The 12,388-nt window shown below is 42.6% G+C and carries 12 protein-coding genes; 1 reads left to right on the top strand and 11 read right to left on the bottom strand.

From position 1 onward, the window contains the following. Positions 1-120: 120 nt before the first annotated feature. The 5 genes from ACIQXQ_RS14730 to rpsU form a co-directional block, all read right to left on the bottom strand. Entirely contained in the window at positions 121-621 is a 501-nt protein-coding gene (locus ACIQXQ_RS14730; protein ID WP_402958403.1) for a hypothetical protein, read from the bottom strand. Positions 622-643: 22 nt separating this feature from the next. After that, a complete protein-coding gene (gene floA, locus ACIQXQ_RS14725) occupies positions 644-1,621 on the bottom strand; it encodes a flotillin-like protein FloA (protein ID WP_402958446.1) in 978 nt (325 codons plus the stop codon). Between the two features lie 41 nt (positions 1,622-1,662). Continuing rightward, complete coding sequence (locus ACIQXQ_RS14720) at positions 1,663-2,988, bottom strand: NfeD family protein (protein WP_402958401.1); 1,326 nt, start codon at positions 2,986-2,988, stop codon at positions 1,663-1,665. A gap of 271 nt (positions 2,989-3,259) precedes the next feature. Next, positions 3,260-3,703, bottom strand: coding sequence for a GatB/YqeY domain-containing protein (locus ACIQXQ_RS14715; protein ID WP_402869597.1), 444 nt, complete (start codon positions 3,701-3,703; stop codon positions 3,260-3,262). A gap of 14 nt (positions 3,704-3,717) precedes the next feature. Then, positions 3,718-3,891, bottom strand: coding sequence for a 30S ribosomal protein S21 (rpsU, locus tag ACIQXQ_RS14710; protein WP_028391853.1), 174 nt, complete (start codon positions 3,889-3,891; stop codon positions 3,718-3,720). A 223-nt stretch (positions 3,892-4,114) separates the two neighbouring features. On the opposite strand from rpsU, the gene ACIQXQ_RS14705 reads away from it, so the two are divergent. Next, on the top strand, positions 4,115-5,044 hold the full coding sequence (locus tag ACIQXQ_RS14705; RefSeq protein WP_402958399.1) for a Na/Pi symporter: 930 nt from the start codon (positions 4,115-4,117) through the stop codon (positions 5,042-5,044). 30 nt (positions 5,045-5,074) lie between these two features. On the opposite strand, the gene deoC is transcribed toward ACIQXQ_RS14705, so the two are convergent. The 6 genes from deoC to dnaK all read right to left on the bottom strand — a co-directional run bounded on the left by deoC (position 5,075) and on the right by dnaK (position 12,360). Next, on the bottom strand, positions 5,075-5,746 hold the full coding sequence (gene deoC, locus ACIQXQ_RS14700; protein ID WP_402958397.1) for a deoxyribose-phosphate aldolase: 672 nt from the start codon (positions 5,744-5,746) through the stop codon (positions 5,075-5,077). A gap of 154 nt (positions 5,747-5,900) precedes the next feature. Then, the gene (gene mtaB / locus ACIQXQ_RS14695; RefSeq protein WP_402958395.1) at positions 5,901-7,238 is read right to left on the bottom strand and encodes a tRNA (N(6)-L-threonylcarbamoyladenosine(37)-C(2))-methylthiotransferase MtaB; all 1,338 of its coding nucleotides are present in this window, start codon (positions 7,236-7,238) and stop codon (positions 5,901-5,903) included. 6 nt (positions 7,239-7,244) lie between these two features. Continuing rightward, on the bottom strand, positions 7,245-7,997 hold the full coding sequence (locus tag ACIQXQ_RS14690) for a 16S rRNA (uracil(1498)-N(3))-methyltransferase (protein ID WP_402958393.1): 753 nt from the start codon (positions 7,995-7,997) through the stop codon (positions 7,245-7,247). Positions 7,998-8,146: 149 nt separating this feature from the next. Continuing rightward, positions 8,147-9,088, bottom strand: coding sequence for a 50S ribosomal protein L11 methyltransferase (gene prmA, locus ACIQXQ_RS14685; protein WP_402869603.1), 942 nt, complete (start codon positions 9,086-9,088; stop codon positions 8,147-8,149). Positions 9,089-9,124: 36 nt separating this feature from the next. Then, positions 9,125-10,246 carry a molecular chaperone DnaJ gene (gene dnaJ, locus ACIQXQ_RS14680; RefSeq protein ID WP_402869605.1) on the bottom strand — a complete coding sequence of 374 codons (1,122 nt, stop codon included), beginning with the start codon at positions 10,244-10,246 and terminating at the stop codon, positions 9,125-9,127. A 272-nt stretch (positions 10,247-10,518) separates the two neighbouring features. Continuing rightward, a complete protein-coding gene (gene dnaK / locus ACIQXQ_RS14675) occupies positions 10,519-12,360 on the bottom strand; it encodes a molecular chaperone DnaK (RefSeq protein ID WP_402869607.1) in 1,842 nt (613 codons plus the stop codon). Positions 12,361-12,388: the final 28 nt, after the last annotated feature.

Here is a 12,388-nt window from a genome sequence, read left to right as displayed (position 1 = left end):
AAAGAACCCCCTTTCATCTCAATGTATGAAATGAAAGAGGGTTCTAGCACAAAATTATAAAGGTTCAATTTCTATTTTTTCATGTTGAACGAATGAACGCGGGATACAAGTTCTTCCGAATTATCTCCTTGACCTTTGCAAACTACGCTTAGCCCTTGGAGGTCCGAGCACCTCAGACATAATGATTCCATCAATCAACTGTTTCTTAGTGAAGGAAGGACCTTTATGATAGACGGAACTGCTATCGTCAGAAATGGCTGTAGTAATTCGATCTGCCTTATCTTTTTGTTCCACACGCTCTTGCTCATATTTCTGCTGCAGCCTTCTTAGTTCAGCAATCCTTTTTTCAGCCTGAGCTTTCGTTTCATCCACAGGCCCAGTAGAGTTTACGACACGCTTCTCTGCTTTTTGGGCAGATGCCGGAACAGGGCTTTGCCGTTGTTCCTTTTGTGGCATCTCGCCTTGAAGCTCCTGCATGATTTCCTGCCATTTCTTTTTCGGCGGGTTGTTTGGATTGTTTGGTTGCGGCTGTTTTTTCCTGCCGAACATGGATGTTGCAACAGCTATCAAGATAATCAGAAGGAATGGATTACTGAGAAAGAATTGAATGAGATCTCCCATTTAAAGGCCTCCCTTCTGGGAATTAATTGTTATCCTTGTCCTTTGGGTTATCCGATATCTTACTGATGGAATCCCGCATATCCGTATCCGCCGTGATATTTTGGATATTCATGTAATCCATTACCCCTAGATTTCCGCTCTTCAACGCTTCAGCCATAGCCAATGGCACTTCTGCCTCGGATTCTACAACCTTCGCTCTCATTTCTTGGACACGGGCTACCATTTCCTGTTCCAAGGCAACAGCCATCGCGCGACGTTCTTCCGCTTTTGCTTGGGCGATTTTCTTATCCGCTTCAGCCTGGTCAGTCTGTAGGATAGCCCCGATATTCTTCCCGATATCCACATCAGCGATATCAATCGATAGAATTTCAAATGCTGTACCTGAATCGAGACCTTTCGATAAAACGGTTCTAGAAATTAAATCAGGGTTTTCAAGGACATCCGTATGCTTTTTTGAAGCACCGATTGTCGAAACAATCCCTTCACCTACACGCGCGATGATCGTTTCTTCCCCAGCACCACCGACTAATCGTTCGATATTGGCACGAACGGTGATTCTTGCCTTTGCCTGCACTTCAATCCCATTCATCGCTACGCCGGAGATGAATGGCGTTTCGATCACTTTAGGGTTAACGCTCATTTGAACCGCTTCCAGTACATCACGTCCTGCAAGATCGATGGCTGCCCCTCTTTCAAATGGCAATGCGATATTCGCACGTTCTGCTGCAATCAGTGCATTGACGACACGATCAACATTCCCTCCTGCAAGGTAATGGCTCTCCAATTGATTCGTCGATACATTGATTCCCGCTTTGTGGGCTTTAATAAGCGGGTTAACTACCCTGCTTGGTATAACACGACGAAGCCTCATTCCCACTAATGTAAAGATACTGATTTTGACTCCAGCCGCTAAAGCTGAGATCCATAACATAACTGGTACAAATGTGAAAAATACCGATAAGATGATGATGGCCGCAATTACAGCCAACACGATAAATATTGTTCCTGAAGTTATCACCTAAACATTCACCCTTCCTATTTTCATTGATTTGATTCCGGAATTTGCCGAACGACTACTCTCGACCCTTCAGCTTTCACGACTTTGATGGATGTCCCTTTGGAAATAAAGCTTCCTTCTGTCACAACATCGACCCGTTCATCATTAATTAAAGCCGTTCCAGATGGCCTTAAGTCTGTCATTGCCTTACCTTCAACACCTAATAATTCCAAGCGATTCGGGGAACTGACATACCCTTGCTCTGTTTTTGTTGCATCGGTTAATATCATTTTTCTAAAAAAGTTCATTTTTTTACCAAGCACCTTTACAAATAGGATAGAAACCAAAATGGATGCGGTAATCGCAATTAACAAAGAAATGGTCATATGGACCGGATCTTCTGAAGCGAGAAATAAACTGCCTATAATTGCACTAAAGCCAAGCACCCCGATAATTCCTCCAGGGAGGAAAAACTCCAAGAGCACAAGGATGACTCCTAAGATGAATAGCGCTAACGACTCATAGCCCGTGATGCCTGCGACCAAATGTCCATAAAAGAACAATACGAGGCCAGTGATTCCAATAAAACCAGGAATGCCAAAACCAGGCGAAAACAACTCTACCACAATCCCGATGCCTGCTATCGTCAATAAGATGGGAATCACAAAAGGATTGGTCAAAAAGCGAGCTAACTTTTCTGGAAAGCTTTCCTCTATGGTTCGAATATCCGCATCTTCCACCCCGAGTATACTATATAACTCAGCTTTCCCCGAAACGGTCCCTTCACTGTAGCCGGCCTTTTTTGCCTGATCAGCAGTTAATGTCAGTAATTTTCCTTTTTCGGCTCCGTATTTTGGAAGGTCGATATCCTCATCAGCCATCGCTTGTGCATAAATGGGATCGCGTCCATTCTGTTCGGCTGCCGTTTTCATTGCAGCCAACCAATAAGATTCCGCTTTTTTTCCCGCTGCATTTCCCGAAGAGTCAATCACCGCAGCTGAACCCATTGTAGCACTGGGGACCATATAAATTTCATCGGCACTGAGCGAAATATAGGCACCCGCAGATAAAGCACGATTATTGACGTAAGCCACTGTTTTTACTGAGGAATTAGATAGTAACTTGGCTATCTCCCCTGCAGCATCTACGGCACCACCTGGGGTATTCACCTCGAAAATTACAAGATCTGCGTTATTCTCTTCTGCAATCGATAGTGCCCTTTGCAAAAAGGCGGCCAAACCCTTTTCCACCGTTTCTTGAATGGGAACCTGGTAAACAATCTTCTCCTTTGCAGAAGCACCCGGCACCAAGAAAGACACTATAAGCAGCAATCCGAATAAGAGAACAGATAGACCACGCCATATTTTCAATGGAACGCCTCCTTTCCCGTATTAAGCGCCTGTAAGCCGGCCTTTCCATTACCTAAAAGGCATATTTCACCCTTGCTAATCGAATCCACTTATTATCGTCACTTACTTAGTTAATACGTATGTATATGAAAAAGGTTTCATTTAAAAAGCAATTAATTTATATAAAACCAATCGGCTGCCCTTTCACTAGTTACTATACGTCTAAAAGAGGCGAAATAATCACGTAAACACACAAAAACCACAGGCTAATGCCTGCGGTTAGGTTTCGAGTTTAAGATAGATGTTGTTGTACTAACTTGTTTACTAGAGAACCATCTGCTTTACCTTTAACTTTAGGCATTAAAGCTCCCATAACTCTCCCCATATCTGCTTTGGATGTTGCATTGACTTCCTCAATTGTTGATTTAACAATTTCAGAAATCTCTTCTTCTGATAGTTGCTCAGGCATATATGCCTCTACGTATCCCAATTCGGTGCGGACTTTATCCACGAGATCGGAACGACCTGCGTTTTCAAACTCCTGGAGGGAGTCTTTGCGTTGTTTTAATTCGCGAGAGAGCACTGTCAATTCTTCATCATCTGTTAAATCTTGTCTCTGTTTTAGGGCTTCGTTTTGAAGCGAAGCTTTCAACATACGAATAACAGATAGTTTGTCCTTTTCCTTGTTCTTCATCGCTTGTTTCATATCATTATTTAAACGCTCGAGAAGACTCATCTTTCCACCCTCTCTTAGAATTTACGTTTTCTTGCAGCTTCAGACTTTTTCTTACGTTTTACGCTTGGCTTTTCATAAAATTCACGCTTCCTAGCTTCCTGAAGCGATCCTGCTTTAGATACAGTACGTTTGAAACGACGAAGAGCATCTTCAAGCGATTCGTTTTTACGAACGACGGTTTTAGACATCTCTTTCCCTCCCTCCGAAAACAACACACTAACTCAAGTTGTCAACATGTTATACATGTACTAAACAATTATAATATATCATCTTTGACAGGTCAACCAATAAAACGAAACTTATTTGAAATATTATCATGTTGTTACCATATTTTTTTCTAATTGCAACTTTGAAGTTTTTTATAGCATGTCTCTCCCCTATGGGCCATAGACTGTTCAAGAGGTGTTGGTCATGTACGAGTTACTTTTATTCCTTTTATTCATCACTTTATTTTTAGCGGGTATGGCCGTTTTACGCATCGGCTTATTCAACCTGTCCGGCGCTAAATTAAAATCCTTTCTTTCTAAGGTGACCGATAAACCATGGAAAGGTTTTTTTGCAGGTACGATTTTCACAGGCATCCTTCAAAGCAGCTCGGCGGTCATGGTCATGACTGTGGGTCTCGTTTCCGCCGGCAGTTTATCCTTTCCACAGACGATTGGCATCATTTTAGGAACGAATATCGGTTCGACCTTTACAGCTGAATTCATGACCTTTTCATTGGACCGCTGGATCATTCCAGGAGTCTTATGCGGTGCCGCTCTTTGCTTTATGCCCAAAATCGCATTAAAAAGCGCCGGAATGTCCCTTATAGGCATCTCTGCCATTTTCGCGGCGATGAGCGGTTTTAAGATGCTCTCCAAGCCCATCGCTGCCTATCCATCGGTTCAGCATGTACTCAGTGGCATAGAAAGCCATCTTAGTTATGCTTTGTTGGCAGGTATCCTGTTAACGGCGCTGATTCACTCTAGCTCCGCGACCATCGGAATCGCCATGAGTTTTTTAATGAGTGGGGAGCTATCCGTCTCTTCTTCCATCATCATGATGCTCGGTTCTAATATCGGTACGTGTATCACAGGCTATATGGCTAGCATCGGTTCAGGTAGACAAGCTGCCTTTACAGCATATGCACATATATGGCTGAATGTGATCGGTGTGGCTGCCTTCCTTCCTCTTGTGGACGTTCTAGAACGAACGGCTGCCTTTTTCACTGAAAATAAAGCGACCCAGCTTGCACATGCTAGTGTCATTTTTAATATTACGACTTCTTTGATCGTTTTACCTTTCGCAAGCCAATTTTCCAACTTCATTTTAATGCTGCATCGTCCTCAAAAAAAATAAGCCGCATTCCTAAGAATGCGGCCATGAAAATTAATAATCAGAATCAGCTGTTAAGCCTTTTACAATGGATACACCAGCACTTGCACCAATTCTAGATGCTCCTGCTTCAATGATCTTCTCAGCATCGCTCGTGTTACGAACCCCACCTGAAGCTTTAACGCCGATATTCGGTCCAACCGTTTTTCTCATAAGCGCTACATCTTCAACCGTAGCACCACCTGTTGAGAATCCTGTTGAAGTTTTAACAAAATCCGTTCCCGCTTTAACAGCTATTTCGCAAGCACGCACTTTTTCTTCCTCTGACAATAATGATGTTTCAATAATGACCTTTGAAAGGGCCTTACCAGTCGCTGCAGCGACAACGGCACGAATGTCCCGCTCAACCAATTCATCATCCTTGTCCTTCAAAGCACCGATGTTGATTACCATATCAACTTCATGCGCACCGTTGCTGATGGCATCTTTTGTTTCGAAGGCTTTAGTTTCAGGAGTGGACGCTCCTAGAGGGAAACCTATTACCGTACAAACCTTTACCTCTGAACCTTCCAATAACTCACTAGCATACTTCACCCAAGTTGGGTTCACGCATACTGATGCGAATTTATATTCTCTTGCTTCTTCACATAAAACTTTTATTTGTTCTTTCGTTGCATCCGCTTTTAATAAAGTGTGATCGATTAAACCTGCTACATTTTGTGTCATTTAGTAATCCTCCTTAATATTCATAAAAAAACTAGTTGTCCGTACCTCTCATGATACCATAATAATTTCAAAATGACGATATATATAAACTATACCCTTATGTTCCGTTATCACTCTAAAAAGAAGAAAAAAAAGACAGCGATAAATCGCCGTCTTAAAGATTAGCTGCTTGTTGTAATGGAAGATCTTTCACAATCGTAACAAACTGTCCTTCACTATGTGGATAGCCGGATTGTGTAATTTTCACTTTTACGATTTCTCCAACCATTTCTTCAGTAGCCGGGAAAATAACCTTCATATAATTATCGGAGTACCCCTCATAAAGCCCATTTTCCAATGGTGTTTCAGGAATCACTTCCAGTACTTCTCCTTCGAATTGAGAAGCATACTCTTTTGCCAGCTGATCGGACAAAGAGATCAGGCGATGAACACGTTCGTTTTTCACATCTTCATCCACTTGATCATCCATGCGTGCCGCTGGTGTCCCTGTGCGTTTCGAGTAAGGGAATACATGTAATTCAGAGAACTTATATTTCTTGATGAAATTATATGTCTCCATGAATTCTTCTTCGGTTTCTCCAGGGAAACCTACAATGACATCAGATGTAACGGCAAGGCCAGGAAGCGCCACTTTTAATTTTTCGATACGGTCCCCGAAGAAATCCATCGTATATTTACGTCTCATCCGTTTTAACACAGTATCTGATCCTGATTGAATCGGAATATGCAAATGGCGAACCACTTTTTTGGACTTCGTAAGCACTTCAATGATTTCATCCGTTATTTGACTCGCTTCAATGGAAGATATGCGGATCCGTTTAAGTCCCTCGACCTTTTCCAAATCACGCAAGAGCATGGCCAAATTATAATCCTTCAAGTCGTCACCATAACCACCTGTATGAATGCCAGTCAACACAAGTTCCTTATACCCTGCTTCGACAAGCTGTTCAGCTTGATGGATAACTTCCTTTGGATCACGGGAACGCATTAAACCACGTGCCCATGGAATGATGCAGAACGTGCAGAAATTGTTACAACCTTCCTGGATCTTTAAAGAAGCTCGGGTTCTGTCGGTAAAAGCTGGTACATCCAATTCTTCGTATACACGGTTCTTCATAATGTTTCCAACTGCATTAATCGGTTCGCGTTCCACCTTGAATTGTTCGATGTATGCTAACAGTTTTCCCCTGTCCTGTGTGCCCACCACGATATCGACGCCCGGGATTGCCATGATTTCAGCAGGCGACGTCTGTGCGTAACATCCTGTTACTGCAATGACGGCATTCGGGTTTTTACGGATAGCACGACGGATGACCTGGCGGCTTTTCTTATCGCCCGTATTCGTTACCGTACACGTATTGATGACATACACATCCGATGTGTTTTCGAATTCAACACGGTCATATCCTTCTGTCTTAAATAATTGCCAAATAGCTTCTGTTTCATAATGGTTTACTTTACAGCCTAATGTATGGAAAGCGACCGTTGCCATTTTTCATCACCTCAAAAGTTCTACATGATAAGAAACAGCGGAAAGTGCATATAAAGGTGCTGTTTCAGTTCTTAATATTCTAGGTCCAAGTCCACATGCTACAAAACCGGAAGATGTTAATTTCTCGATTTCTTTTTCCGCTAGGCCCCCTTCAGGCCCAAAAACGAAAAGAATCGACTGTCCAGCCCTGATGTTTTCCAACACCGACGCTAGCACGGATGTTTCACCGCGCTTTGCCTCTTCTTCAAATGCGATTAATGAATGATCGTATTCAGAAGCAAGCTCCGTTACTTGAGCGATTGACATCGGTTCGGTTACGGAAGGGACAACTGTACGGTGGGACTGCTCGGCCGCCTCCTTGGAAATCTTTTGGAGTCTTTCTAGTTTCTTGCCGACCTTTTTGTGGTCCCATTTTACCACCGAACGAGCCGCAATAAAAGGGATAAACTTGTAAGCGCCCAATTCCGTCCCCTTTTGAACGATATACTCCAGCTTATCCCCTTTAGGCAGACCGCTCGCTATCGTCACCTGGACGGGAAGTTCTTTTTCTTCATTCTTCCATTCTAAAATGTTTCCTATAACTGTATCACTCGTAATTTCCGAGATTTCCGTGACTGCAGCCATGCCACTGCCCTTTACAGTTATGATTCGCTCTCCAGGTTCCATTCTCATGACTCTGGCAATATGGTGAAAATCATCACCTGTAATGGTCACGGTTTGTCCCTGAAAGTCCATTTCATTAAGAAAATATCGTTGCATAGTGCCACCTACTCCGTCTAGTCTAAAAAAACTCAAAGGCAAGCAGTCAAAGGCATCTTCCCTTGAATGCTTTGTGCCTTGCCAAGGTTTGAGCGTAAAAAAAGGTACTCTGATTACCTGTGGATAAGATAATCAGAGTAACTCATCATTCAATCATTTCTTTTAGCAATGAACGCAACCCAATCTTCCATCTGGATGGTTTCCACAATTATGAATCCGGAAGCTTGAATCGCTTCCTTCACATCTTGTTTTTTAGGTTGAATGATTCCAGAGGCAATGAAATGCCCACCAGGTTTCACGATTTTCGCAACATCGTCCGTAAAGCGCATAATCACTTCGGCCAAAATATTGGCTACTACGACATCCGCCCGTTCATCTACTCCATCCAATAAGTTACCTTGCGAAACAGAGACCTTTTCCTGAACATTGTTCAGTTCAACATTTTGAATGGCCGACCGAACAGCCACTTCATCCAAATCAAGTGCCTGAACTCGTTTTGCATCCAACAATGCGGACGCTATGCTCAAGACTCCAGAACCCGTTCCAACATCAACCACAAGATCACCCGGTACAACAGTACGTTCGAGGGCTTGGATACACATGACGGTTGTCGGGTGGGTACCCGTCCCGAATGCCATGCCCGGATCCAGTTCTATGATCAATTCATCACTGCTTACTGGCGTATAGTCTTCCCAAGTAGGGACAATGGTGAATCGCTCGGATATCTTGACTGGATTATAATATTTCTTCCAGGCAGTTGCCCATTCTTCCTCATTCACTTCACTGATTGAAACAAGGTTCTTCCCTAGGTCTATTTCAAATTGCAGGAGATTATTGATGGATTCCTTAATAGCATCAACCGTTTCACCAAGAAAGCTGTTAACCGGCAAGTACGCCTTGATCAAAACACCTTCGTCCGGATAATCATCTGGGTTCAGGTGGTAGATTTCGCCAAAGACATTTTCACGTTCTTTGACTAATTCAAGAGGATCCTCAATGACAACACCGCTTGCACCTGCCTCATGAAGGATATTTGAAACAGGTTCAACCGCTTCATTTGTTGTGTGGATTGCAAATTCAGACCACTTCATAACCTACCAACTCCCGATCTCTTCTTTTACTTTTAGTCATCTATCTTTAAAAGCACGCTTTACCTTCGAGAAAAAGCCATCTTCTTGTTCATCAATGCCTGATTGGCCACTGATTTCGCTGAACTCACGAAGAAGTTCTTTTTGTTTTTCCGTCAATTTCTTTGGAGTGACCACCAATACGATTACATGCTGGTCGCCTTGTCCATAGCCCCTGACATTCGAAACGCCTTTTCCTTTTAAACGGAAACGCGTACCAGTTTGTGTACCGGCAGGAATCTTCAATTTAACTTTGCCATGCAAGGTTGGGACTTCAATTTCGTCTCCTAACGCAGATTGGGCAAATGTAATCGGCATTTCGCAATAAATATCATCGCCATCCCGTTCAAAGAATTCATGAGTACGGACATGGAAGACTACATATAGATCTCCGGATGGGCCACCATTGATTCCAGGCTCCCCTTGACCGGAAACTCGAAGCTGTTGTCCGTCATCGATACCTGCAGGTACTTTGATTTGAATTTTTTTACGTTTTTGAACTTTTCCTTCACCTTTACACGTTGAACATTTATTCGGAATGATTTTACCTGTTCCTTGACAATGGTGACAAGCTCTCCGGTTAACGATACGCCCGAAAGCTGTATTTTGTTCAACATTTAACTGACCAGTTCCGTGACAGTGTGAACAGTTTTCGACTTTTGTACCAGGCTTTGCACCTGAGCCCTTACATGTATCACAATTCTCTTCACGTGGAATTTCAATCTCTGTATCTTTCCCAAATGCGGCTTCTTCAAAAGAAAGCGTCATCGTATATTGCAGATCGGCCCCTTGACGAGGTGCATTAGGATCTCTCCTACGACCTCCACCACCAAAGAAACTACTGAAAATATCTTCGAATCCGCCAAAACCACCAAAGTCTTGACCACCACCGAAGCCTTGATTCGGATCCGTATGCCCAAATTGATCATAATGGGCTTTTTTCTGTTCATCGCTTAATACTTCGTAAGCTTCCTTAATTTCCTTGAATTTATCCGCAGCATCGTCTGCTTTATTAATATCAGGGTGATATTGTTTGGAGAGCTTTCGATACGCTTTCTTGATTTCATCCTTCGAAGCACTCTTCGAAAGGCCTAACACCTCATAATAATCGCGTTTACTCATATCTAAATCCACTCCCGATTCGATTCACATAAAGATTATATTATCACTGTAGGAAGATAATAATCAACTAGAAAAGCACAAACAGTTTGAACACCCATCCATAAAAGAAGTGGGAATGTCCCCTCAAACTGTCATTTCATCTCTTTATAGCCCTATCATTCCTATATTTAGCTCCATCCATTGTAAAAAAAGCCAAAGCCAAGATAACCTGACTTTGACTTTTCTACTTCAGGCAGCATTTCACTACCCACTATTTCAGCATCCCAAAAGGGTTACTTTTTATTTTTTTCGTCTTCGTTCACTTCTGTAAATTCTGCATCAACGACGTTATCGTCTTGAGCTCCAGCTTCACCAGCACCCTCTTGGGCAGCTTGCTGTGCTTTAGCCGCTTCTTCGTAAAGCTTCATAGTTAAAGCTTGAACGATTTCGTTTAGAGCATCTTTTTTCGTACGGATTTCTTCAAGCTCATCTTTCTCGATTGCAGCTTTCAGTTCATCCTTCGCTTCGTTCGCTTTTGTTACTTCCGCTTCGTCTACTTTACCTTCTAGATCTTTAAGCGTTTTTTCCGTTTGGAAGACAAGTTGGTCGGCTTCATTACGAAGTTCCACTTCTTCTTTACGTTGTTTATCAGCATCGGCATTTTCTTCTGCTTCGCGTACCATACGCTCGATTTCTTCATCAGAAAGACCTGAAGATGATTTGATTGTGATGGCTTGCTCTTTGTTTGTACCAAGATCTTTTGCACGAACATTAACAATACCGTTTTTATCAATATCGAATGTTACTTCTACTTGAGGAATTCCACGTGGTGCAGGTGGAATATCGCTTAATTGGAAACGGCCAAGCGTTTTATTATCCGCTGACATTGGACGTTCACCTTGAAGAACATGGATATCCACAGCTGTTTGGTTATCTGCTGCTGTTGAGAACACTTGAGATTTACTTGTCGGAATCGTTGTATTACGGTCGATTAACTTAGTGAATACACCGCCCATTGTTTCAATTCCAAGTGAAAGTGGAGTTACGTCTAAAAGAACCACGTCTTTAACGTCTCCAGTTAACACGCCACCTTGAATGGCAGCACCCATTGCTACTACTTCATCAGGGTTAACGCCTTTGCTAGGTTCTTGACCGATTTCCTTTTTGATTGCTTCCACTACTGCAGGAATACGAGTAGATCCACCAACAAGGATGACTTTATCGATTTCTGAAGCTGAAAGTCCAGCATCTTTCAATGCTTGACGAGTAGGTCCCATCGTACGTTCAACAAGACTTGATGAAAGCTCATCAAATTTAGCTCTAGTCATCGTTACGTCCAAGTGAAGTGGGCCAGCATCTCCAGCTGTGATGAATGGTAATGAAATTTGAGTAGAAGTTACACCTGAAAGGTCTTTTTTCGCCTTTTCAGCTGCATCTTTCAAACGTTGAACAGCCATTTTGTCTTTAGAAAGATCGATGCCATTCTCTTTTTTGAATGCTTCTACTAAATAATCAATGATTACTTGGTCGAAGTCGTCTCCACCTAGGCGGTTGTCACCAGCTGTTGAACGTACTTCGAATACTCCGTCTCCAAGTTCCATGATGGATACGTCAAATGTACCGCCACCAAGGTCGAATACAAGGATGGTTTGGTCTTCTTCCGTTTTATCCAATCCGTAAGCAAGTGCTGCAGCTGTAGGTTCATTGATAATACGTTCCACTTCAAGACCAGCAATTTGACCAGCGTCTTTAGTTGCTTGACGTTCAGCGTCATTAAAGTAAGCAGGCACGGTGATAACCGCTTTTGTTACTTTTTCTCCAAGATATTCTTCAGCATAAGATTTCAAGTATTGAAGGATGATTGCAGATACTTCCTGCGGTGAATATTCTTTTCCATCAATTACTTCCTTATGGTTAGTACCCATATGACGTTTAATGGAAATGATTGTGTTCGGGTTCGTAATTGCTTGGCGTTTTGCCACTTCCCCTACTTGACGTTCCCCATTTTTAAATGCCACAACAGAAGGTGTTGTACGGTTTCCTTCTGGATTCGGGATAACTTTTGGTTCCCCGCCTTCAAGTACAGATACGCAAGAGTTTGTAGTACCTAAGTCAATACCAATAATTTTGCTCATTGTTACACTACCTCCCAATATTTATATG

This window comes from Peribacillus sp. NPDC097198, assembly GCF_044762055.1.
Classification (GTDB): Bacteria; Bacillota; Bacilli; order Bacillales; family DSM-1321; genus Peribacillus.
Note: the sequence above shows the minus strand (reverse complement) of the source record. Positions and strands in the feature narration are given on the sequence as shown.